The following is a 20956-nucleotide window of genomic DNA, read 5'->3' as shown; positions in this document are numbered from 1 at the left end:
GCGGCCGACCGCCTGCCACGGGGGTCGACCTCCGCGGGGGTCAGGGGTTACGGGCGCAGTCCCGAGACGAGCGCGAGGAGCCCGTCCATCGACTCGACGACGAGGGGCGGGAGGTCGCCGCGCTCGGCGACGAAGGCGATCGGGGTGGTCGCGACGACGTGCCCGGCGAGCTCGCCGTCGACGTGCACGACCAGGAGGCCCGCCCCCTCGGCCTCGGGGGTGCCGACCACGACCTCCCGCTCGCCGAGGAAGCCGGTGCGCGGTTCCGTCCGGGCGGTGCGGATCCACGCGGGCAGCGGCTCCTCGGCGACGTACTTCGAGAGCGCGTCCTCGAGCGACGGGCAGGTCACGTCCTCCTGCGGCAGCCCGAGGCGGTGCGCCTCGAAGCCGCCGTCGACCGGCGTGATGAAGCCGAGCACGGCCTCCGGCTCCCGCGGGTCCTCGGTGCGGGCGCGGACCCGCCAGCCGTCGTCGCCGACCGGGTCGAGCTCCACGTCGTCGACGGTCGCGGGCAGTGCTGTGCGGATCACGGGTGGTCCTTCCTCGAGGGACCGTCCAGTCCACCGGACGGCGGAGGGCGCGTCACCGGGGTTGACGACGGTCGCACCACCCGCATCGAGCACGCCCGCTCCGGACGCGTCCGACTGCTCCCGCTCCGGCACAAGGCCCAGCGCGCGGGCCGCCGTCTCCGCTTGACTGGGGGCGACGCGCCGACCCTCGGCGCACCCGGGAGGCGACATGGCGAACCACCGTTTCGAGCTGCGGTCCGGCCGCGGGATGGGCGTCTCGGCGGCGGGCGATCCCGTCGCCGACCGGCTGGTGGTGTTCTGCCACCCCACTCCCGGAGCCGGCGGCTTCGACCCCGACCCCATTGTCACCGGCCCGTGGGGCCTGCACCTGCTGATCCTCGACCGCCCCGGCTACGGCGCCTCGGACCCGGTCGACGCCGCTCACGGCCGCGTCGAGGACCGCGCGGACGACCTCGCCGAGTACCTGCGCCGCTCCGAGCGCACCGCCCGCATGGTCGAGGGCGCCCGCTTCGGCAGCGTCGGCGTGGTCGGCTGGGGCTCCGGCGGCGCGTTCGCGCTCTCGCTCGCGGCCCGGCACCCCGACCTCGTGGACCGCCTCGCGCTGGTCGGCACCCCCGCGCCCCCGCAGGCCGGCGTGATCGTGCACCCCACCAGCGCGTGGGAGCGGCGCGAGACCCTCCGCGGAGAGGACGCCGACGCGATCGCCGCCGCCCTCCCGCAGACGCAGCCGGGCCTGGACGCGCTCGGGATCGACTCCGACGACCCGGTGCTCGCCACCCACGGCGGACTGCGCAACCGGCTGGAGCGGATGCTCGCCGAGGGCTGGCGGCAGGGCTCGAGCGGCGCCGCGACCGACCTCGCGGCGCTCCGCGACGGCTCCTGGGCCGACGACCTCGACCGGGTGACCGCCGAGACGCTCCTGGTCCACGGCGACGCGGACCCGGTGGCGAGCGCCGAGGACGGCCGCTGGTACCGCGGCCGCCTCGCGCGGGCGCGCACCGTGACGGTCGACGGGGCCGGCCGGCTGGCGCTGGTGCGCGAGTGGCGCCGGATCCTCGACCACGTCGCTCCGCTCGAGCGCGGGGCGGAGGGCCGATGAGCCGCCTGGGCGCGGGCCCGCTCGTGCTCGTGTCGGCGATGGCGGTCTCGGGAGTCGTGCACCTGGTGCACCCGCGGACCTTCGACGCGGTCGTCCCGCGAGGGATGCCCGGCTCGGCGCGCGGATGGGTCCTCGTCTCGGGAGCGGCGGAGCTGGTCTGCGCGGCCGCGACGCTGCACCCGCGGACCCGCGCGGCCGGCGGTCTCGCCTCCGCCGCCCTGATGGCCGCCGTCCTCCCCGGCAACGTGCAGATGGCGCGGGACGCCCGTCGGACGCGGACCCGGGCGATCACGCTGCTGCGCCTCCCGCTCCAGATCCCGCTCGTGCTCTGGGGTCTCCAGGCGGCACGCAGCCGCTGACGCAAGCCCGCGCGGGCGCGGATCGCCCGCTGCTACCGTCCAGGCATGACCGACCAGAGCGCGGACGACCGCCACGACCAGCTGACCAGCGCCCCGAAGGCGACGGAGGCCGACGCGGCCCCCCGCATCGAGGTCTCGACCACCGAGGCCGGCGACACCCGCATCGACATCCGCGAGGACGCCGCCGTGCGACCGGGCCGTGTCGACGAGAACGGCGACGAGCTCGACGAGAGCCGCGACGATGCCTGAGCGCCGCCGTGCCGCGCTCGTCTACAACCCCGTCAAGGTCGACCTGGAGTCGGTGAAGGCCGCTGTGAAGCGCGCCGAGGAGGCCGCCGGCTGGGAGGAGACGCTCTGGTACGAGACCTCCGTCGAGGACCCCGGGGCCGGTCAGACGAAGGAGGCCCTCGCCGCGGGCGCCGACGTCGTGATCGCGGCCGGCGGCGACGGGACGGTCCGCGTCGTGGCGGAGGCCCTCCGAGGCTCCGACGCCTCGCTCGCGCTGCTGCCCTCCGGCACCGGCAACCTGCTCGCGCGCAACCTGAACCTCACGCTCGACGACATCGACAACTCCCTGACCGTCGCGTTCTCCGGACAGGACCGGGCGATCGACGTCGGGATGATCGACATCGAGACCTCCACGGGCCGCGACCGCCACGCCTACGTCGTGATGGCGGGCCTCGGGATCGACGCGAAGATGCTCGCCAACACCGACGACGACCTCAAGAAGCGGGCCGGCTGGCTCGCCTACGTGGACGCGCTGCGGAAGGCCCTGCTCGACAAGAACCAGCTCGAGTTCCGCTACCGCCTCGACGGCTCGAAGACCCGCAAGGTGCGCGCGCACACGATCATCGTGGGCAACTGCGGCGCCCTGCCGGCGAACATCCTCCTACTGCCGGACGCGGCCGTCGACGACGGCGAGTTCGACATCGTCCTGCTGCGCCCCGAGGGCTTCTTCGGCTGGGTGCAGATCATCTTCAAGGTGGTGTGGGAGAACGGCGTGCTCCGCCGCAGCGGCGTCGTCGGCAAGAAGCTGATGGGCCTGACCAAGGAGGTGTCGGCCCTGCGGTACGTGAAGGGCCGCGACCTCACGGTCCGCCTCGAGCACGCGCAGGAGATCGAGCTCGACGGCGATCCGTTCGGCTCGACCTCGGCGTTCCGCACCTGGATCGAGCCCGGCGGGCTGACGGTGCGCGTCCCGGCGTAGCGCCGGCGGCGGCCGGGCGGATCCGCCCGGTCCGCCTCCCGCCGGGAGAGAGGATCGTCATCCCTCCCGGCGGAGGCGTCTGCTCCGAGCAGGGCGGTGCAGTGCGGCTTCGGGTACCGCACCCCATGCACCTGTATGAACACGGCGACTGTAGTGCGGAATCCGTCGCCGCCGCAACGATCCGCGGGGCTCCGGCGGCTCGAATGGGTAATTCCACCGTGCGATGCTCCGTGACCGCGACGGATTCCGCAGCTGACTCGCCCCGGCAGGAACGTGATCGCCCGTCCGTCGATCGACGGGGCTTCTCCTCGGCACGGTGCCGACACGCGCACGAAACGCCCGCCCGCTAGCGTGCCGACATGACATTCCGTGCGTCAGCCGCGCTCTGCGCGCTCGTGGCCTCCTCCCTCCTCCTCGCACCCGCCGCCATCGCCTCCCCCGCCGCCCGCGCGGGCGCCGTCGACGGGGGCACCAGCGCCGGCGATCCCTACTTCCCCGGCCTCGGCAGCAGCGGCTTCGACGCCCTCACCTACAGCCTCGTCCTGAAGTACGATCCGGCGACCCGGGCCCTCGGCGGCAGGGCCGTGGTCACCCTCGCGCCCCAGAAGGACCTGCGCTCGCTCTCCTTCGACCTGACCGGCCTCACCGTCTCGAAGGTCACCGTCAACGCCGGGGTCGCCCGGTTCTCGCAGTCGGGGGACGAGCTGACCGTCACGCCCGCCCGGACCCTCCGGAAGGGCCTGCCCGCGCTGGTGAGCATCGACTACGCCGGGACCACCGGGAACCCCGTCGACGGCACCGGGGCCCCCTTCGGCTGGTGGTCGACGGACGACGGCGCCCTGGTCGCCAGCGAGCCGGACGGCGCCTCGACCTGGTACCCCGTCAACGACTCGCCCGCCGACAAGGCGCGCTACACCTTCAGCATCACGGTCCCGGAGGGCCGGACGGTGGTCGCGAACGGCCTGCCGGTCGGCTCCCCCACCACGTCGAAGGGGTGGACGACCTCCCGCTGGGTCGAGACCAGCCCGATGGCGAGCTACCTCGCCATGGTGAACATCGGCGACTACGACCTGGTCCGCTCCACCCAGGGCGGCGTGACGACCATCGACGCGATCGACCGGGACATCACCGGCGACTCCCGCGCCCGCACCGAGGCGGCCCTCGCGAAGCAGGGCGCGATCATCGACTACTTCTCCTCCGTCTTCGGCCCGTACCCGTTCCGCTCGGCCGGAGCCGTGGTCGACGACGAGCGGATCGGCTACGCCCTCGAGACCCAGGGCCGCTCGTTCTACTCCGGCGGCGCGGACGAGTCGACCGTCGCGCACGAGACCGCGCACCAGTGGTACGGCGACAGCGTCACGCCGGAGACCTGGTCCGACATCTGGCTGAACGAGGGCTTCGCGACCTACGCCGAGTGGCTCTGGGAGGAGCACACCGGCGGCGCGAGCGTCACCGAGTCCGCCGCCCGGGTCGCCGCCGCTCCCGCCGACGACCCGTTCTGGTCGACCGCCGTCGCCGACCCCGGAGCCGCGGGCCTCTTCGACGCGCCCGTCTACGCCCGCGGCGGCCTGACCCTCGTCGCCCTCCGCGACCGGATCGGCGCGGACGCGTTCGGCGTGCTGCTGAAGCGCTGGGCCTCCGAGAACCGCTACTCGAACGCGACGACCGCCGACTTCCAGGCCCTGGCCGAGAACGTCTCCGGCTCCGACCTGGCGGACTTCTTCGACACCTGGCTGCGCACGAAGGAGAAGCCCGCCGGTCTCTGACCCCCGGATCGCCGCGGCGCGGCCGGGGTGTCAAGGAGGGACGGCAGGTCGGCCCGAGCCGATACCGTCCCTCCATGGGCTTCTTCGACCGCAACGACTCCTCGACCAGCGCCGCCGCGCCGCAGCCGAGCGCACCCGATCCGCAGCGGCGGGTCTGGAGCGACGGCCTCGGCCGGTTCGCCACCCGCTGCCTCCAGGTGGTCATCGTCCTCCTGCTGGCCTCGGTGCTCGTCTTCGCGATGACGCAGCTCACGCTGGTGCTCATCCCCGTGATGATCGCGCTCATCCTCGCCGCGGCGATCCACCCGGTCCTGGCGTGGATGCGGCGCAAGGGCGTGCCGTCGATCCTCGCGACCTGGCTGGCGCTGATCGGGCTGCTCGCGATCCTCGGCGCGGTCGGCTGGCTGATCACGGTCGCGGTCCGCAACCAGTGGGACGAGCTGGTCAGCAGCGCCTCCGACGGCATCACCTCGCTGCAGGACTACGTGCAGCACCTGCCGTTCCAGATCACCGACGAGCAGATCGAGTCCGCCCGCCAGTCGGTCGTCGACTTCCTCACCTCCAGCTCGTTCGGCAACGGCGCGCTCGCGGGTGTCTCCGCAGCGGCGAACTTCATCACCGGCCTCGTGCTGATGATCGTGGTGCTCTTCTTCTTCATGAAGGACGGCCCGAAGATCTGGGAGTTCCTCCTGCGCCCCTTCACCGGCTCGGGCTACGAGCGCGCCAAGCGCGTCGGGCACAAGACGGTCGACGTGCTGGGCGGATACGTCCGCGGAACGGCGACCGTCGCGGCGGTCGACGCGATCGGCATCGGAGTCGCACTGGCGATCATCCAGGTGCCGCTGGCGATCCCGCTGGCCGTCATCGTCTTCCTCACCGCGTTCATCCCGATCGTCGGAGCCACGGCCGCCGGCATCCTCGCCGCTCTCGTCGCCCTGGTCGCCAACGGCCCGGTCGCCGCGCTGATCGTGATCCTGGTCGTCATCGGGGTCAACCAGCTCGAGGGCAACTTCCTCCAGCCGGTCGTGATGGCGCGCTCGCTGAAGCTGCACCCGCTGATCGTCCTGATCGCCCTGACCGTGGGCACCGTCCTCGCCGGCATCGTCGGCGCCGTGCTGGCCGTGCCGATCGCGGCCGTCGTCTGGGGCATCGTCTCGATCTGGAACGGGCCCTCCGACCCCGCCGAGCCCGCGCGGCAGAAGCGCGCCGAGACGGTCTAGGCCCCCGGGATCGTCGAGCGCGCGCCTAGCGCTCGACGATCCCGTCGCGCAGCGCCTGCCGGCGGAGCGAGATCTTCGTGCCGACGGCCAGCCCCTCCGCCCGGTACTTGCCCCGGGCGCTGCGCAGCGAGCTCCGCGCGGCGTCCTGGGTGATGCCGAGGAGCGTGGCGACCTGCTTCAGCGGCATCCCGTCGACGAAGAGGCGGACGATCTCCCGCTCGCGGTGCGTCAGGGTGCCCGGGCGGTCGGCCCCGAGCAGCTCCCGCGTCTGCGCCGTCAGGAAGCGCTCGTCGCGCGCCGCCGCGCGGATCGCCGCGAGGATCGTCTCGGTCCGCTCGCTCTTGACCACGTAGCCGTGCGCCCCGGCCTCGAGCGCCCGGCTGATCGTGCCCGGCTCGGAGTGCGTGCTGATGATGATCGTGGCGGCGCCGGCGGCCGCGATGATCCGGATCTTCATGGCGAGGTCGAGCTCGTCGCCGAGGTCGATGTCGAGCAGCACCACGTCGGTCGGGAAGGCCGGATGCGCGAGCAGGTCCGTCCAGGTGCCGACCGTCGCCGCCACGCGGATGTCCGTGCCCGAGCGGCGGATCCACTCCGCCAGCGCCGCCAGCAGGATCGGGTGGTCGTCGAGGATGGCCAGCGTGATCGCGGGCTCGTCGCTCATGTCGTCGTCCTCCTCCGGGGCCGGTGGGCGACGAGGATCCTCGTCGCGCCGTGGTCGGTCGTCGTGCGGTACTCGCCGAGCTCGCTGAGGATGCCCCAGACCGAGCGGTCGAGGTCGCGGGTGCGGATGCCCGCGGCGACCAGGGCGAGCTCCACCCCGCCGCCCTGGCCCGGCTCCAGGCGGACGGCGAGCGGAATCCTCCCCGCGGGGGCGGTGAGCAGCCAGAGCACCGAGAGCAGCCGCGAGCGGTCGAGCGGGGCCAGCAGCGCCGCGGCCCCGCTCGGATCGTCGAGCGCGACAGCGGAGGACAGCAGCGCCGACTCCTCCACCGCGATCCTCAGCCAGGTGCGGTCGTGGCTGCGGGCGAGCGCCTCGCGGAGCTCGTCTCCGAGCACCCGCGCCCGCTCGCCCAGCTCCTCGTCCAGCGGCACCGGCGTCCGGACCCGCTCGAGGAGCTCCTCGATGCGGGCGTCCACCTGCGAGAACTCGTCGTCCGCGGTGTGGACGGTGCCGTCGGCCAGGCTGCGGTCGAGCGTGCGCCGCACGTACTGGTCGAGCGAGGTGAGCACGACGACGCACACGGCCGCGGGCGCGACGGCGAGGAGGACGTTGCTCACCGCGAGGGCGGCGCCTCCGTCGCCGAGGAGCGCCTGGCCGACGAGGCCGAGCGCCGTGAGCCCGACCAGGACCGCCAGAGCGAGGAACGAGCGCGAGAGCGGCTGGAAGGTGATCAGCGCGATCACGCCCGCGCCCACTCCCACGCAGACCGACGGGTAGTACATCGGAGCCGGTGTCGGCAGGGCGTGGTCGGCGAACTCGAGCAGCAGCGCGGCCACGTCCACGGCGAGGACGCCCGCGAAGGCCCGGCGCGGCAGCTCGCCGTGGCGGCGGAGGGCGATCGAGACCCCCACCGCGCTCGCGGCGACGACCAGCAGCCAGGAGAGTCCGCTCAGCCAGGTCGCGGACCGCGCGTCGAGGGACCAGAGGTACGAGATCACTCCGCGGATGTCGAGCAGCACCGCCATCGTGAGGAAGCCCAGCCCGAGGTAGCTCCCGCTCAGGCGGTTCGGCCGGGTGAGGCGCTCGCGGATGCTCCACAGCGCGCCCGGGCTCCTGTCCGCCGCCCGGACCAGCTCCAGGAGCGTCCCCTCCTCCTGCCGCGACCCGCTCACAGCGGCACGCTCAGCAGCACGGTCGCGCCGGACCCGGGCGCCGAGAAGACCCGGACCTCGCCGCCCACCGCCTCGATCCGGCCGACGACCGACTCCGCGAGGCCGAGGCGTCCGGCCGCCACCGCGGCCGGGTCGAAACCGCGCCCCTCGTCCGAGACGACGACGCGGAGCGAGCCCGCCTCCTCCGCCACGCTCACGTGGGCCAGGGCCGCTCCGGAGTGGCGCCGCACGTTCTCGAGGCACTCCCCGGTCGCGCGCACCACGGCGTCGAGCACCTCCGGTCGGATCCGCGGCTGCGCTCCGCCGTGCCAGCGCACCTCCACGCCCACCGCCGCCGACCGCCGACCGAGCGCGAGGAGCGCCTCCGGCACCCCGGCCGCCCCGTCCGGGTCCGGCTCCTCCACCGTCTCCACACCGCGCAGGAGGGCCAGGTCGGCGGCGGCCCGGTCGCGCAGCACGGGAGCGGGCACGCCCTCCCCCCGGTGCGCCACCAGCGTCAGCGTCGCCAGGATCGTGTCGTGCATCAGCCGCGCGTCGGCGCGGTGCCGGGACTCGCTCTCGCTCGAGCGGCGCTCGGCGTCGTGGGCGGTCCGGAGGCGGGCGGTGCCGACGTGCGCACGCGCGACGCTGCCCGCGAGCCACCGCGCGGCGGTCAGCAGCAGCGCCCAGCAGACGACGACCGAGATCAGGACGAAGGGAGCGCGCCCGGACGCGCCCGTCGCCGCCGCGCCGAGGGCGAGGACCGGGAGCAGCGCGAGGACCGCGGCCCACGGCATGCCCCGCCAGGAGCCGACGGCGAGCAGCGCGCACGGCAGCGCCATCGAGGCGAGCATCGTGATCCCGCCCAGAACGGCGCGGAGGGAGGCGTCGACGCCCGGCGAGAGGAAGGCGGCGAGTGCCGCGACGTCCAGCGCGGATCCCAGGATCACGGCCCTCGTTCCGGTCGCGACCGATCGGCCGGGCGCGAGCTGCACGAGCGCCGAGACGACCAGCAGCGCCAGGCTCGGCAGCACCGTGGTCAGCTGCGCGGGCGTCAGGGCGAGCAGGTGCAGCGCGGAGGCGGCGGTCAGCACCCCGCCCGCCCGCCGGGCGCAGAGCACGCCGACCTCGCGCTGCTCGCGCAGCAGCACCGCGGCGTCGGCGGGCCGGGGAGGCAGGGGCACGGTGACCTCGGGAGGACGGGCTCCGGGCTCGTTCCGGGGCGACGGTGGCGGGGAGGCTGTGGCGGGGAGGCTGTGGCGGGGATCGGCGGCGGGGAACGGCGCGATCCGAGTCGTATCGTGGCACACCGCGACCCGCCCGGACAGCGATTCCGGCCGCCTCGCGCACGCGGATCGGCGCGCCGTCTGACGCGGGCGGTCGCGCTCGGGGGCAGTGATCCCGTAGAGTCGAGACATCTCCTGGGCGATCGCCCGAATTCCACGGCTGAGAAGTCGCACGACGACGAAGAGACTCAGCCCCTGATAGAGACCGCACCGACCGAGAGCATCGTCCTCGGTCGTCCGGTTCGAACGCCCGCCTCGCACGCGGGTACCGCCCTTCACAGGACGCCGCGGAAGCCGCGCCGTTCCTCGTTCGACCCCCGCTCCACCGGCACGCCCGGTCCGCGGGACGTTCTCCCCCGCAGAGCCGCCCTCCCCCGGAGGCGCGAGCTCAGCCCCTAGACGACCCGGACGACTCCGGCAGACGCGTGTTTCACCCGCGGAGGCCGAGTCGAGCGGGTACCGCACACTCGTGCGGACTCTGACGACGCCGGCCCCGGTCGGCGTCATTAACACATAAGGAAAAGAAATGCCTACTGGCACCGTTAAGTGGTTCAACTCCGAAAAGGGCTTCGGCTTCATCGCTCCCGACGACGGAGGCGCCGACGTGTTCGCGCACTTCTCCGCCATCGCGAAGCAGGGCTACCGCGAGCTCGTCGAGAACCAGCACGTCGAGTACGACGTCGAGCAGGGCCGCAAGGGCCCGCAGGCCGCGAACATCCGCGGCGTCGGCGAGTAATCTCCGACTTCCGACGCCCCGTCGACCAGGATCCCCGGATCCGGTCGGCGGGGCGTCCGTCGTTGACGGGGTGATTACGCCCCCGGCCGGCGGAGGCGAAACCCGTGTCACCCCTCCGGACCGAAGGATCGGTATCCTCTCCGTGGCGGCTCCCGAGCTCACGGAGCCCGCGACGCCGTCCGGGACTCCGGCGCGTCGGCACCACTTCACGGCGGAGACAATGGGACGACTGATCTACGGACCGCAATCACTCGAGATCGACTTCGAGGACCGGCTCCTCGCGCACCTCAAGGTCGCGATGTTCACCAAGATGCGGCGGAACGAGTCGTTCAGCCTCTCCTGGAGCGAGCCGGAATCGTCCGGCTACGGCCGCAGCTCCGTCTGGGTGCACCCGACGACTCCGCTGCACTTCCGGTTCCACGGCAGCAAGCGCCCGTCGCTCAACCGCCTGTGGATCGAGCAGTTCATCGCGAGCGCGAACAACACCGGCGAGATGACCGTGGTGCCGGAGCCGGCCGAGGGCTCCTGACCCGCGACGCTCCTCAGACCACGAGCGGCCGGGCCGTGTGCACGAGCTCCTCGTGCGGCAGGGCCCCGAGGCGCTCGGCGATCTCGGCACGGGCGCCTGCGTCGACCGACGCCCGGGCGTGCTCCTGCGGCCGCAGCGGCGTGAGGGTGACCAGGTCGGCGTGACCGGTCGCCAGGTCGAGCCGCTCGGGCAGGCCGGGGCTGCGCAGGCCCAGGAGGACACCGACGGTGCCCTGCTCATCGGTCCAGGCGGGCGGCGCCGCGACGTTCGCGAGCCGCGCCGTGTCGAGGGAGCTGCGGCAGCACACCCCCTGGAGGGCGGCCCGTCGGGCGGCCTCGTACAGCAGGCGGAAGTGCCAGTGGTTCCAGAGCTCGGCGGTGGGGACGCCGCGGACGGCGGACGTCTCGAGGCACAGCTCGAGGCCGAGACCGGTGCCGGGATGCGCGAGCCGGTCGAAGGGATCGCTCAGCCCGTCGGTAGCGAGCACCACGGAGGCGCCGCGGTCGACGCGCAGGAACGCACGGTGATCGGTGGGCCAGCGCGCGCCGCCGCGGACGCCGGGATCCTCGGTCGAGACGACGACGGTGCGATCGAGCGCACCCACTCCGCGCCAGGCGTCGGCCCGGTCCTCCGCCACCGCCTCGGCCAGCGCCCGCCTCTCGTCCTCGGTCCATCGGACCTCACGAGTGCGGTTCAGGAACAACGACATGGGACTCCCCGTCCGCGCGACCGGCGTGCCGCGCTCCCGGAACGCTACGGCGCTTACCCCTGCTCCTCCTCCGAGCAACCGGAACGCCAGCTGTGTGCGGTGTTCACTCCCGCGGCGGTCCCCGCCCGCCGCGGGAGAAGGCTCAACCCAGCGGGTTGATGCCGTTGGTGCGCCAGCGCTCGTCGGCGAGCTGGCCGGGGGTGCCGGCGCTCGCGTTCTCGCCCAGGGGCTCGCCGCCCTCGACGGCGTCGGCGCCGAGCGCGGTGCCAGCTCCCTCGGCGGTGCTGCCGGGGGGAAGCAGGCCCTCCTCGTCCTCGCGGGGGCCGACCTCGTCCTCGGGGGCGTTCTCGGAGCCGCTCTCGCTCATCGGGTCGTAGCCGTGGTCCGGGTCGCGGCTCTCGTCGGCCGTCGTGTTCTCCTCGACCTCGGCGTCGGCGGGACGGACGTCGTCGGCCTTCTCCGCATCGGTGGAGGGGGTGGCCTCGAAGCCTGCGAACTCGGGGCTGTCGTCTGCGCTCATGGCCGCCACGGTAGCACCGGGCCCGCGGGCACCGGAGGGGGTTCCGCCGGGCTCCCGCGACGCCTCCGCTCAGCGGCCACGCCCTAGGCTCGGGGGGCTGGCACGGACGACGGGAGCGACATGCGACGACTCGGGTACGACAGGTTCGGCGGGCCCGATCTGCTCTCGTGGCGGGAAGCGCCGGTGCCCATGCCGGGTCGCGGCGAGGTCCTGGTGCGCACACGCGCGGCGAGCATCAACGCGACCGACGAGAAGATCCTGTCCGGCTCCGCGCGGATCATGGCCGTCGGCCGCTCCCGTCCCTACGGGTTCGGCCTCGACATCGCCGGCACCGTCGAGGCGCTCGGCCCGGGGTCGCACTCGGTCGCGATCGGCGACCGCGTGGTGGGGATGACCCGCGACGGCGACGCCTTCGCCGACGCGTCCATCGCGCGCAGCCGCTCGCTCGTCCCGATGCCCGACTCCCTCGGCTTCGTCGAGGCCGTCACGCTCGCGATGTCGGGCGGCACCGCGGTGGGCCTGGTGGACGCACTGCACGTGCGCGCCGGCGAGCGCGTCCTCGTCAGCGGCGGCTCGGGAGCCATCGGCGATCCGACGATCCAGCTGCTGGTGCGGGCGGGCTGCACGGTCGCGGCCACCGGCTCGGCCGCCTCCGCCGACCTGCTCCGCTCGCTCGGCGCCGAGCCGCACGACTACCGCGCGCTCGACCTCGGGGTGCTGGGCGGCCGCTTCGACGTGGTCGTCGACGTCTCCGGCCACCTGCCGGTCGACGACGCGGCGATCCTCCTGGCCGAGGGCGGGCGCATCGCGACGCTGGTGCCGAGCGGTCCGGCGCTGGTCTCGCAGGCGACGGGCCTCGTCCGCCGCGACCGCCCGCGGGTGCGCAACATGATCGTGGTGGCGACGGCGGAGCGGATCGGGCGCGCGGTCTCGCTCGCCGCCTCGGGCGAGCTGCGGCCCCGGCCGGGCGCCGTGCATCCGCTGGGCGACGTCGTCGACGTGCTGTCGCGCCGAGCGACCGGAGCCGACCGCACGATCGGCAAGATCGTCTTCACCGCCGACGACTCGGCTCCGCTGAGCTGACCTCCGGCTCCTCCTCCTCCTCGGCCGTTCGGCCGAGGGAGAGCGTGGCCGGGAAGCCGACGGCGAGGAACCCGGCGGCCGCGAAGGCGGAATAGCGGGTGCCGTCCGAGAACGCCTCGCCCGCCGCCCGGGCCGCGTCGGCGGTGGCCGGCGACGCGGCGAGCCCGGCGATCGCGGCGCCGGAGGAGTCGACCACCGCGTCGACGGTGCTCGCGACCTGCTCCGCGGGGAGGCCCTGCTGCTCGAGCGAGGTCGTGAGGACCCCCGCGGTCGAGGTGTAGAGGATCGTCCCGAGCACGGCGATGCCCAGCGCGGAGCCGATCTGCCGCGCGGTCGACTGCGTGCCCGAGCCCTGCCCGCTGAGCTCGACGGGCACGTCCCGGAGCACGACCCCGGTCAGCTGCGCCGTCGCGAGGCCGACGCCGAAGCCGTAGACGGCGAGGAACGGGACGAGGGCCCACCACGGGGTGGAGTCGGAGACGACCAGGCCGATGCCCGCGACGCCGACGATCTCGGCCGCGAGGCCCACCCGCACGATCAGCACCGGCGCGACCCTGTTGCCGAAGGCGCCGGCGAAGCCCGAGGCGACGAAGGAGCCGAGCGCGAGCGCGAGGAGCACCAGGCCGGTCTGCACGGCCGTGTAGCCGAGGACGCTCTGGAGCCAGATCGGCAGCGCCAGGATGATCCCGAACTCCCCGAGCGAGACGATCATCGCGGCGAGGTTGCCGTTGCGGAACGAGGCGAGGCGGAAGAGCCCGATCGCGAGCATCGCCGAGCGCCCGGCGCGCTCGCGGGCCCGCGCCCAGAGGACGAAGGCGACCCCGGCGAGCACCGCGACGGCGAACGCGATCGGGACCGGTGAGAGGCCGAGCGGCCAGCTCCAGCCGCCGACGCTCAGCCGCTCGTCGACGCCCCACCAGCCGAGGGTGCGCCCCTCGATGAGGGCGAACACGAGGGAGGCGGAGGCGATGATCGAGAGCGCGGCGCCGACGAGGTCGACCCTCCGCCCGTCGGGCTGCCGCGACTCGTCGACGAACAGCAGCGCTCCGACCACGATGATCACGCCGAGCGGGATGTTGATGCCGAACGCCCAGCGCCAGGAGAAGTCGGTGGTGAGCCAGCCGCCGAGCAGCGGGCCGACCGCGGTCATGCCGCCGATGGTCGAGCCCCAGACGGCGAAGGCGATGGCGCGCTCGCGCCCGCGGAAGGTGGCGTTGATCAGCGAGAGGGTCGTCGGCAGCACCATCGCGCCTCCGACGCCCTGCACGACCCGGGAGAGGATCAGCAGGTCGCCGGTCGGAGCGAGGGCCGCCGCGACGGAGGAGAGCGCGAAGAGCGAGACGCCGACGATCAGCATGCGGCGCCGGCCCCAGCGGTCCGCGAGGGTGCCGAAGACGAGCAGGAGCGCGGCGAACACGAGCGTGTACGACTCCTGCACCCACTGCACCTGGGTCGAGGTGATCCCGAGATCGGCGACGATCGACGGGATGGCGACGTTGACGATGGTCGAGTCGACGATGATCGTCGCCACTCCGAGGCTGATGACGACCAGCCCGATCCACTTGCGGTTGCGCACGACGCTCTCCTCCGAGATTTAGTAAGCCAGCTGACTATATGCCCGCGGAGGGCGCCGTGTCGAAGGGAGGGCCTGGAAGATTAGCGGGAGGCGGGCGCGGCGACAAGGGCGCGAAGCTCCCGGAGCCGCCCGGTCAGGATGGACGCATGCCCGCATCCCCCCGTTCCTTCCCGTATCCCCTCGGCGTCTCCCTCCGCGGCGACGCCGGCGCCGACGTCGCCGTCTACTCCGAGACCGCGGACAGCGTCGAGGTCTGCCTCTTCGACGAGTCCGGAGCAGAGACCCGCGTCGCCCTCACCGAGCGGACCGGCCACGTCTTCCACGGCCTCGTCCCCGAGATGGGCATCGGCACCCGCTACGGGCTGCGCGTCGACGGCCCCTGGGACCCCGCCAACGGCCTCCGCCACAACGCCGCCAAGCTCCTCCTCGACCCGCACGCCACCGCGATCGAGGGCTCGTACACCTGGTCCGAGGACGTCTTCGGCCAGTTCTACGAGGACGCCGACACCCGCAACGACGCCGACTCCGCGCACGCGGTCCCCCGTTGCGTCGTCACCGACCCCGACTCCTTCGACTGGAGCGGCGACACCGCGCCGCGCATCCCGCTCGAGGAGACCGTCGTCTACGAGGTGCACGTGAAGGGCTTCACGAAGCTGCACCCCGACGTGCCCGAGGACATCCGCGGCACCTACCGCGGCCTCGCTCACCCCGCCGCGATCAAGCACTTCACCGACCTGGGCGTGACCTCGGTCGAGCTGCTCCCCGTGCACCAGTTCGTGCAGGACTCGCACCTCGAGGAGAAGGGCCTGCGCAACTACTGGGGCTACAACTCCCTCGGCTTCTTCGCGCCGCACAACGAGTACTCCCACGCCGGCGACGACGGCTCGCAGGTCGACGAGTTCAAGGCCATGGTCAAGGCGTTCCACGAGGCCGGCCTCGAGGTCATCCTCGACGTGGTCTACAACCACACCGCCGAGGGCAACGACAAGGGCCCCACCCTCTCGTTCAAGGGCATCGACAACGGCTCCTACTACCGACTGGTGGAGGAGGACCGCGCGAACTACTTCGACACCACCGGCACCGGCAACAGCCTCAACGTCGCGCACCCGGCCGCGCTCGGCCTGATCATGGACTCGCTGCGCTACTGGGTGACCGAGATGCACATCGACGGCTTCCGCTTCGACCTCGCCACCACCCTCACCCGCCAGACCGGTGAGGCCGAGGTGCACAGCGCCTTCCTCGACCTGATCGCGCAGGACCCGGTGCTCGCGCCCGTCAAGATGATCGCCGAGCCGTGGGACACCGCCGGCTACCAGGTCGGCGGCTTCCCCGCGGACTGGTCGGAGTGGAACGGTAAGTTCCGCGACGACGTGCGCGACTTCTGGAACGGCGCCGACTCGGTGCTCGGCACGACCGCGCAGCGCGTCCTCGGCTCCCCCGACGTGTACGAGGCCGACCGCCGCTCGCCGGTCTCCAGCATCAACTTCGTCACCGCGCACGACGGCTTCACCCTCGCCGACCTCACCGCCTACTCGCGCAAGCACAACGCAGCCAACGGCGAGGACAACAACGACGGCGAGAGCGACAACCGCTCCTCCAACAACGGCGCCGAGGGCCCGACCGAGAACGAGGCGGTCAACGAGCGCCGCGACCGCATGCGCCGCAACTTCCTCGCGACGCTGCTGCTCTCGGCCGGCGTGCCGATGATCCTGGGCGGCGACGAGATCGCCCGCACGCAGGGCGGCAACAACAACGCCTACTGCCAGGATGACGAGATCTCGTGGTTCGACTGGGAGAACGCGGACCGCGAGCTGCTCGCCTTCACCCGCGAGCTGATCGCCCTCCGCGCCGCGGAGCCGGCGCTGCGCCCGAAGTGGTTCCGCCGCGCCCCCGGCGACGGCGGCCCCGACACGGTCGACATCCTCCGCTCCGACGCGCAGGGCTTCGCCGACGAGGACTGGGACAACCCCGACGCCCGCTCGATCACCTTCGTGTTCGAGCACGAGGGCAGCGCGAGCTTCGCCCTGCTGCTGAACGCGGCGGAGAACGGCGTCGAGTTCACCGTTCCCGAGGCGCCCGGCGCCGAGTGGAGGCTGGCCGCCTCGAGCGACCCGGAGCAGGTCGTCGAGGGCGAGGTCACCACGCTGATCGTCCGCGACGGCTCGTTCACGCTGCTGCGCTCGGCCTCCTGATGACCGGCCGGACCCCGCGGCTCCTCCGCTTCGGCGGGCGCATCGCGGGGTTCGGCACGTCCTCGGGCACGAGGATCGTGCTGGGCCTCTGGGAGGACACCCCCTTCGGCCCGTTCGCCGACGCGATGGTCGAGGACGGCGACGGCCACCGCCTCCTGATCGCACCGACCCGCGAGGTCGCGGACTTCATCGGGTCGACGTACGCGTTCGACGAGGTGCGGATCGCGCCGGTGTCGTGGCGGAGGATCGCGGGCGGCCTGTCCGTCGCGGCCGGACCGCTCGCGGTGCGACTGGAGCTCGGCGGTCTCACTGCGCTCGGCCGGCTGCTGCGGATCGTTCCGCGACCGCTCGCCGAGCACCCGGCATGGCTGACCGCGATCTCGCCGGTCGCCTCCCTGCTCGTCCGCGGAGTGAGCACGGCCGGGTCGGCCGGGCACGGACGCCGCGAGTACTACGGCGTGCGGGCGATCCGCCGCGTCGAGGGCGTCCACGCGGTGCTGGCGGAGGAGGACCTCGGCCCGCTGCGCCCGCTCTCGCCGCCCGTGCGGTTCGGCTTCTCGTCGGCGCCCGCCGCTCCGGCGATCGTCGACGTCACCACCACCATCGCGCTTCCGCGCGAGGGGACCACCGCGCTCCGGCGCGACCGAGAGAGAGGAGCCGCCTCGTGAAGAAGGGCGACAAGATCAGCTGGAACACCTCGCAGGGCGAGACCCACGGCGAGCTGGTCGAGAAGAAGACGAAGGAGTTCCAGTTCGAGGGGCAGAAGTTCAACGCCTCGGACGACGAGCCCTACTGGATCGTGCAGAGCGACAAGACCGACGCGAAGGCCGCGCACAAGGAGTCGTCGCTGACGAAGAAGTGAGCGGGCGCAGGCCGAGCGGCTGCGGGCCGGGCTCCGGATCGACTCCGGGGCCCGGCCCGCGCCCGTCTCACGCGATGCGGATGAGCTTCCTGTTCACGAACTCCTCGAGGGCGGGGCGGCCCATCTCGCGGCCGGTGCCCGAGCGCTTCACGCCGCCGAAGGGCAGCTCGGCCGCGTCGCCGAGGACGAGGTTGATCCAGACCATCCCCGCGTCGATCCGGTCCGCCAGGCGCAGCGCCTGCTCCTGGTCGGTCGTGTAGAGGTAGGAGCCGAGGCCGTAGGGGGTGTCGTTCGCGAGGGCGATCGCCTCGTCCTCGTCGCGGACGCGGTAGAGCGCGGCGACGGGGCCGAAGAACTCCTCGCGGTAGGCGTCCATCTCGGGCGTGACGCCCTCGAGCACGGCGGGCGGGAAGAAGTTGCCGGTCACCTCGCCGCTGGCGCGGACGGTGGCCCCCTGCTCGCGCGCGGCCGCCAGCTGCGCCTCGAGTCGCTCCGTCGCGGCGGAGGAGGAGAGCGGGCCGAGGAGGGTGCCCTCCGCGAACGGGTCGGCCGGCTGGGCGCGGGTGAACGCCTCCGTGAACTTCTCGGCGAACGCGTCGTACAGCTCGTCGATCACGATGAAGCGCTTCGCGGCGTTGCAGGACTGGCCGTTGTTGTCCAGGCGCGCGGCGACCGCGTCCTCGACCGCCTTGTCGAGGTCGTCGGTCGACAGGAGCACGAACGGGTCGGAGCCGCCGAGCTCGAGCACGACCTTCTTCAGGTGTCGGCCCGCGAGCTCCGCGACGGCCGCGCCGGCCCGCTCGGAACCGGTGACGGAGACGCCCTGGACCCGGGGGTCGGCGATGACGGTCGCGGCCTGCTCGTTCGTGGCGTAGAGGTTCACGTAGACGCCGGCGGGCGCGCCCAGCTCCTCGGCCGCGGTGCGGAACATGTCGGCGATGGCGGCGGCCGACTCCGGGCACTGCGGCGCGTGCTTGAGCAGGATCGTGTTGCCCGCGACCACGTTCGGGCCGGCGAAGCGGGCCACCTGGTAGTAGGGGAAGTTCCACGGCATGATGCCCAGGAGCACGCCCAGCCCGGCGCGGCGGATCAGCGCGGAGCCGGTGCCCTCGGCGAGCTCGATCGGCTCGTCGGCGAGGAAGGCCTCGCCGTTCTCGGCGTAGTAGCGGTAGATGTCGGCGGCGAAGCCGACCTCGCCCTGCGCCTGGTCGAGCGGCTTGCCCATCTCGCGGACGATGATCGCCGCGAGCTCGTCGGCGCGCTCGACGTGCAGCTCTGCCACGCGGGCGATCAGCGCCGCGCGGGTCGCGACGGGCACGGTCCGCGACCACGAGGAGTACGCGTCCTGCGCCGAGCCGATCGCCGCGGTCAGCTCGGCGTCACCGAGGGTCGGGTACTCGCGGAGGGTCTCCCCCGTGGCCGGGTCGATCACGGCGTAGTGGGTGCTCATGCGGGCTGTGCTCCTTCGCTGTGGGGGGCCGGTGCGGTCGCGCCGTCCTCGTCGATGATCTCCTGTGCCAGGCGCCTGCCGACGCGGATGGCGCCGTCGACGTGCTGGTAGCCCTCGGCGGCGAGGTCGCTCGTGCCGAAGCGGAGCGGACCCACCGGCTCCAGCTGCAGCGCGCCGTACCGGGTCAGCCCGCCCAGGTCGAAGCTCGCGGCGTACGCGCCCTGCGTCCACTCCTCGGACGCCCAGTCGCTCTCGTAGTAGACGACCGGATCGAGTGCGGCCGGGCCGAAGTAGGCGGCGAGCGAGTCGAGGATCGCGGCCTTCCGCTCCGCCTCGTCGAGCGCGAGCACGCGGTCGGCCTTCTCGTCCGAGACGAAGCCGACCAGGGTGCCGCGCTCCTCCCCGTGGTTCGAGTTGTCGTAGGCCTCGTGGACGAGCGAGTGCGGGCTGAACGCGGTGCCGGAGAGGCCGTCGGCGCGCCAGAAGGGCGTGGCGTAGGTGGCGTGCACCTTGATCACGAGGCCGAGCGACTGGTGCTGCAGGGCCTGCTGCCGCAGGCGCGGGAGCGGCGGGTCGAACGAGATGCGGCCGACGAGGTTCGGCGGCACGGCGACGATCGCGCGGCGGGCGCGGAGGACGACGCCGTCGGCGCGCACCTCGACCCCGTCGTCGCCGTAGCGGACGGAGCGGACCGGGTGCCCGAGCAGGACGCGCTCGGCGCCGAGGCGCTCGGCGAGCCGCTCCGGGACCTGCTGGAGGCCGCCGATCACGCGCTTGTCGAGGATGAAGTCGGCGTCGACCAGGTTGCTGAAGCTCCCCGCGCTCGCGGCCATGAGGAGCGCCTGGAGGAGGGAGAAGGCGTGCGCCGGCTTGGTGAGCATGGCGTCGGCGAGGAAGAGGGCGATGTTGGCCCGCGCCTCCTCGTCGTCGCTCTGCTGCTCCAGCCAGGCGGCGAAGGTGACGCGGTCGTAGTCGCGGGCGAGCGGATGCGTCCACGGCGCCGCCGGATCGGTCTGGGCCACGAGGCGGTCGAGCACCTCGATCAGGCGGGAGATCTCGGACTCGGTGCGCTCGCTCCCCGGGAAGATGTCGCCGGTGAAGCGGCGAGCGGAGCCGTCGGCGCCGATGTAGACGCTCTCGCCCTCGCGGTAGCGGGAGTAGGTGCCGAGGCCGAGCTCGTCGAGGGTCTCGAGGAGCGCCGTCTGGTCCGGCGAGACCCACTGGCCGCCGAGCTCGAGGAGCTGCCCGTCGACCACGCGGGTCTCGAGCCGCCCGCCCACGCGCTCGCGCGCCTCGACGACGACGACGTCGAGTCCGTGCTGCTGCAGCCGGAGCGCCGCGGTGAGTCCGGTGGCACCGGCTCCGATCACGACGACGTCGTGCTCGCTGGGGGACATGACTTCTCTTTCCATCGGTGATCGCGGGAGTGGACGCGCGAATACGGACGATCCTGTCACAGAAGCGGAGGAGAACGTCAGTGAGTGCGCCCGATGGAGGGTGGACTCGAAGCGCCCTCCACCGAACTACATAGTCGTGCTATATTGTTTCTCGTGCCCGATCCCAGTGCCCCCGTGCGTCTCGCCTCCGCCGCCACCGCCCTCACGCGGTTCGCGGGCCGGGCGAGCGGCGCGACCGGGCTCGGCGCGCAGTCCGGAGCCGTCTGGTCGACGCTCGCCGAGCTGCGCACCGCCTCCCCCTCCCGTCTCGGCGAGCTCGCCGAGCGGGTCCGCGTCACCCAGCCGACGATGACCGGCATCATCGCCCGGCTCGACGAGGCCGGCTGGATCCGCCGCGTCCACGACGCCGGCGACGGCCGCGCCTGGCTGATCGAGGGCACTCCCGCCGGCTTCGAAGCCCTCGCCGAGCACCGTCTCCGCCTCGAGGCCGCCCTGGCCCCGCTGTTCGAGGACCTCGACGAGGACGACCGCCTCGCCCTCGAGCGCGCCGCGACCCTCGTCGAGGCCCGCGTCGCCCGCATCGCCGGCACCCCCGTCCCCTCCTCCCCCGAGAAAGGCTC

22 protein-coding genes are annotated in these 20956 nt (G+C 73.2%); 13 read left to right on the top strand and 9 right to left on the bottom strand.

The window, feature by feature from the left end:
- Positions 1 to 47: 47 nt before the first annotated feature.
- Complete coding sequence (locus tag C5C71_RS04325; RefSeq protein ID WP_104337203.1) at positions 48 to 530, bottom strand: hypothetical protein; 483 nt, start codon at positions 528 to 530, stop codon at positions 48 to 50.
- Positions 531 to 738: 208 nt separating this feature from the next.
- Between C5C71_RS04325 and C5C71_RS04320 the strand changes: the two genes are divergently transcribed.
- The 6 genes from C5C71_RS04320 (at position 739) to C5C71_RS04295 (ending at position 6181) form a co-directional block, all read left to right on the top strand.
- Positions 739 to 1629: an alpha/beta fold hydrolase gene (locus tag C5C71_RS04320; protein ID WP_104337202.1), complete on the top strand. Its 891-nt coding sequence runs from the start codon at positions 739 to 741 to the stop codon at positions 1627 to 1629.
- Positions 1626 to 1988 carry a hypothetical protein gene (locus C5C71_RS04315; RefSeq protein WP_104337201.1) on the top strand — a complete coding sequence of 121 codons (363 nt, stop codon included), beginning with the start codon at positions 1626 to 1628 and terminating at the stop codon, positions 1986 to 1988. Before C5C71_RS04320 ends, C5C71_RS04315 begins: the two co-directional genes overlap by 4 nt.
- A gap of 45 nt (positions 1989 to 2033) precedes the next feature.
- The gene (locus C5C71_RS04310) at positions 2034 to 2237 is read left to right on the top strand and encodes a multidrug transporter (RefSeq protein WP_104222930.1); all 204 of its coding nucleotides are present in this window, start codon (positions 2034 to 2036) and stop codon (positions 2235 to 2237) included.
- The gene (locus C5C71_RS04305; RefSeq protein ID WP_104222931.1) at positions 2230 to 3195 is read left to right on the top strand and encodes a diacylglycerol kinase family protein; all 966 of its coding nucleotides are present in this window, start codon (positions 2230 to 2232) and stop codon (positions 3193 to 3195) included. The genes C5C71_RS04310 and C5C71_RS04305 overlap by 8 nt, the downstream gene beginning before the upstream one ends.
- A gap of 359 nt (positions 3196 to 3554) precedes the next feature.
- Positions 3555 to 4961, top strand: coding sequence for a M1 family metallopeptidase (locus C5C71_RS04300; RefSeq protein WP_104337200.1), 1407 nt, complete (start codon positions 3555 to 3557; stop codon positions 4959 to 4961).
- 74 nt (positions 4962 to 5035) lie between these two features.
- Positions 5036 to 6181 carry an AI-2E family transporter gene (locus tag C5C71_RS04295; RefSeq protein WP_104226105.1) on the top strand — a complete coding sequence of 382 codons (1146 nt, stop codon included), beginning with the start codon at positions 5036 to 5038 and terminating at the stop codon, positions 6179 to 6181.
- 25 nt (positions 6182 to 6206) lie between these two features.
- Here C5C71_RS04295 and C5C71_RS04290 read toward each other — a convergent pair whose 3' ends face one another.
- The 3 genes from C5C71_RS04290 to C5C71_RS04280 are packed head-to-tail and all read right to left on the bottom strand — an operon-like array spanning position 6207 to position 9180.
- Positions 6207 to 6845: a response regulator gene (locus tag C5C71_RS04290; protein WP_104257995.1), complete on the bottom strand. Its 639-nt coding sequence runs from the start codon at positions 6843 to 6845 to the stop codon at positions 6207 to 6209.
- On the bottom strand, positions 6842 to 8017 hold the full coding sequence (locus C5C71_RS04285; protein ID WP_104226103.1) for a hypothetical protein: 1176 nt from the start codon (positions 8015 to 8017) through the stop codon (positions 6842 to 6844). Before C5C71_RS04285 ends, C5C71_RS04290 begins: the two co-directional genes overlap by 4 nt.
- A complete protein-coding gene (locus tag C5C71_RS04280) occupies positions 8014 to 9180 on the bottom strand; it encodes a sensor histidine kinase (protein WP_104226102.1) in 1167 nt (388 codons plus the stop codon). The genes C5C71_RS04285 and C5C71_RS04280 overlap by 4 nt, the downstream gene beginning before the upstream one ends.
- Before the next feature lie 628 nt (positions 9181 to 9808).
- Here C5C71_RS04280 and C5C71_RS04275 point away from each other — a divergent pair.
- Complete coding sequence (locus tag C5C71_RS04275) at positions 9809 to 10018, top strand: cold-shock protein (RefSeq protein ID WP_055786246.1); 210 nt, start codon at positions 9809 to 9811, stop codon at positions 10016 to 10018.
- Positions 10019 to 10238: 220 nt separating this feature from the next.
- Entirely contained in the window at positions 10239 to 10547 is a 309-nt protein-coding gene (locus C5C71_RS04270; RefSeq protein ID WP_104226101.1) for a hypothetical protein, read from the top strand.
- 13 nt (positions 10548 to 10560) lie between these two features.
- Here C5C71_RS04270 and C5C71_RS04265 read toward each other — a convergent pair whose 3' ends face one another.
- Positions 10561 to 11256, bottom strand: coding sequence for a hypothetical protein (locus tag C5C71_RS04265; protein ID WP_104257992.1), 696 nt, complete (start codon positions 11254 to 11256; stop codon positions 10561 to 10563).
- Positions 11257 to 11398: 142 nt separating this feature from the next.
- Positions 11399 to 11776, bottom strand: a complete 378-nt coding sequence (locus C5C71_RS04260) for a hypothetical protein (protein ID WP_104314845.1) — start codon at positions 11774 to 11776, stop codon at positions 11399 to 11401.
- A gap of 120 nt (positions 11777 to 11896) precedes the next feature.
- Between C5C71_RS04260 and C5C71_RS04255 the strand changes: the two genes are divergently transcribed.
- Entirely contained in the window at positions 11897 to 12859 is a 963-nt protein-coding gene (locus C5C71_RS04255; RefSeq protein WP_104226099.1) for an NADP-dependent oxidoreductase, read from the top strand.
- Here the strand turns inward: C5C71_RS04255 and C5C71_RS04250 are convergent.
- Positions 12828 to 14435 (bottom strand): DHA2 family efflux MFS transporter permease subunit, encoded by a 1608-nt coding sequence (locus C5C71_RS04250; protein ID WP_104337199.1) that lies wholly within the window; start codon positions 14433 to 14435, stop codon positions 12828 to 12830. The genes C5C71_RS04255 and C5C71_RS04250 overlap by 32 nt on opposite strands.
- A gap of 146 nt (positions 14436 to 14581) precedes the next feature.
- Here C5C71_RS04250 and glgX point away from each other — a divergent pair, with 146 nt between their 5' ends.
- The 3 genes from glgX to C5C71_RS04235 are packed head-to-tail and all read left to right on the top strand — an operon-like array spanning position 14582 to position 17489.
- Positions 14582 to 16627: a glycogen debranching protein GlgX gene (glgX, locus tag C5C71_RS04245; RefSeq protein WP_104337198.1), complete on the top strand. Its 2046-nt coding sequence runs from the start codon at positions 14582 to 14584 to the stop codon at positions 16625 to 16627.
- Positions 16627 to 17295, top strand: coding sequence for a hypothetical protein (locus C5C71_RS04240; RefSeq protein ID WP_104233046.1), 669 nt, complete (start codon positions 16627 to 16629; stop codon positions 17293 to 17295). The genes glgX and C5C71_RS04240 overlap by 1 nt, the downstream gene beginning before the upstream one ends.
- Positions 17292 to 17489, top strand: coding sequence for a DUF2945 domain-containing protein (locus C5C71_RS04235; protein WP_056866275.1), 198 nt, complete (start codon positions 17292 to 17294; stop codon positions 17487 to 17489). The genes C5C71_RS04240 and C5C71_RS04235 overlap by 4 nt, the downstream gene beginning before the upstream one ends.
- Positions 17490 to 17556: 67 nt before the next feature.
- On the opposite strand, the gene C5C71_RS04230 is transcribed toward C5C71_RS04235, so the two are convergent.
- Together C5C71_RS04230 and C5C71_RS04225 are read right to left on the bottom strand one after the other, a co-directional pair.
- Entirely contained in the window at positions 17557 to 18939 is a 1383-nt protein-coding gene (locus C5C71_RS04230) for an NAD-dependent succinate-semialdehyde dehydrogenase (RefSeq protein ID WP_104337197.1), read from the bottom strand.
- Positions 18936 to 20336, bottom strand: a complete 1401-nt coding sequence (locus C5C71_RS04225) for an NAD(P)/FAD-dependent oxidoreductase (RefSeq protein WP_104337196.1) — start codon at positions 20334 to 20336, stop codon at positions 18936 to 18938. Before C5C71_RS04225 ends, C5C71_RS04230 begins: the two co-directional genes overlap by 4 nt.
- A 153-nt stretch (positions 20337 to 20489) precedes the next feature.
- Between C5C71_RS04225 and C5C71_RS04220 the strand changes: the two genes are divergently transcribed.
- Positions 20490 to 20956: MarR family winged helix-turn-helix transcriptional regulator (locus C5C71_RS04220; protein WP_181065642.1), on the top strand; the 467-nt coding region annotated here is incomplete at its 3' end.

Origin of the sequence: Rathayibacter sp. AY1C1, assembly GCF_002932105.1 — a bacterium.
In the GTDB taxonomy this organism is placed as follows: domain Bacteria; phylum Actinomycetota; class Actinomycetes; order Actinomycetales; family Microbacteriaceae; genus Rathayibacter.
This window is presented reverse-complemented; position numbering and strand designations above follow the sequence as displayed.

Bases quoted from the DNA above. Each gene is read 5' to 3' on its own strand.
- C5C71_RS04320 (WP_104337202.1), top strand. From the start codon at position 739: ATGGCGAACCACCGTTTCGAGCTGCGGTCCGGCCGCGGGATGGGCGTC.
- C5C71_RS04315 (WP_104337201.1), top strand. From the start codon at position 1,626: ATGAGCCGCCTGGGCGCGGGCCCGCTCGTGCTCGTGTCGGCGATGGCG.
- C5C71_RS04310 (WP_104222930.1), top strand. From the start codon at position 2,034: ATGACCGACCAGAGCGCGGACGACCGCCACGACCAGCTGACCAGCGCC.
- C5C71_RS04305 (WP_104222931.1), top strand. From the start codon at position 2,230: ATGCCTGAGCGCCGCCGTGCCGCGCTCGTCTACAACCCCGTCAAGGTC.
- C5C71_RS04300 (WP_104337200.1), top strand. From the start codon at position 3,555: ATGACATTCCGTGCGTCAGCCGCGCTCTGCGCGCTCGTGGCCTCCTCC.
- C5C71_RS04295 (WP_104226105.1), top strand. From the start codon at position 5,036: ATGGGCTTCTTCGACCGCAACGACTCCTCGACCAGCGCCGCCGCGCCG.
- C5C71_RS04290 (WP_104257995.1), bottom strand. From the start codon at position 6,845: ATGAGCGACGAGCCCGCGATCACGCTGGCCATCCTCGACGACCACCCG.
- C5C71_RS04275 (WP_055786246.1), top strand. From the start codon at position 9,809: ATGCCTACTGGCACCGTTAAGTGGTTCAACTCCGAAAAGGGCTTCGGC.
- C5C71_RS04270 (WP_104226101.1), top strand. From the start codon at position 10,239: ATGGGACGACTGATCTACGGACCGCAATCACTCGAGATCGACTTCGAG.
- C5C71_RS04265 (WP_104257992.1), bottom strand. From the start codon at position 11,256: ATGTCGTTGTTCCTGAACCGCACTCGTGAGGTCCGATGGACCGAGGAC.
- C5C71_RS04260 (WP_104314845.1), bottom strand. From the start codon at position 11,776: ATGAGCGCAGACGACAGCCCCGAGTTCGCAGGCTTCGAGGCCACCCCC.
- C5C71_RS04255 (WP_104226099.1), top strand. From the start codon at position 11,897: ATGCGACGACTCGGGTACGACAGGTTCGGCGGGCCCGATCTGCTCTCG.
- glgX (WP_104337198.1), top strand. From the start codon at position 14,582: ATGCCCGCATCCCCCCGTTCCTTCCCGTATCCCCTCGGCGTCTCCCTC.
- C5C71_RS04240 (WP_104233046.1), top strand. From the start codon at position 16,627: ATGACCGGCCGGACCCCGCGGCTCCTCCGCTTCGGCGGGCGCATCGCG.
- C5C71_RS04230 (WP_104337197.1), bottom strand. From the start codon at position 18,939: ATGAGCACCCACTACGCCGTGATCGACCCGGCCACGGGGGAGACCCTC.
- C5C71_RS04225 (WP_104337196.1), bottom strand. From the start codon at position 20,336: ATGTCCCCCAGCGAGCACGACGTCGTCGTGATCGGAGCCGGTGCCACC.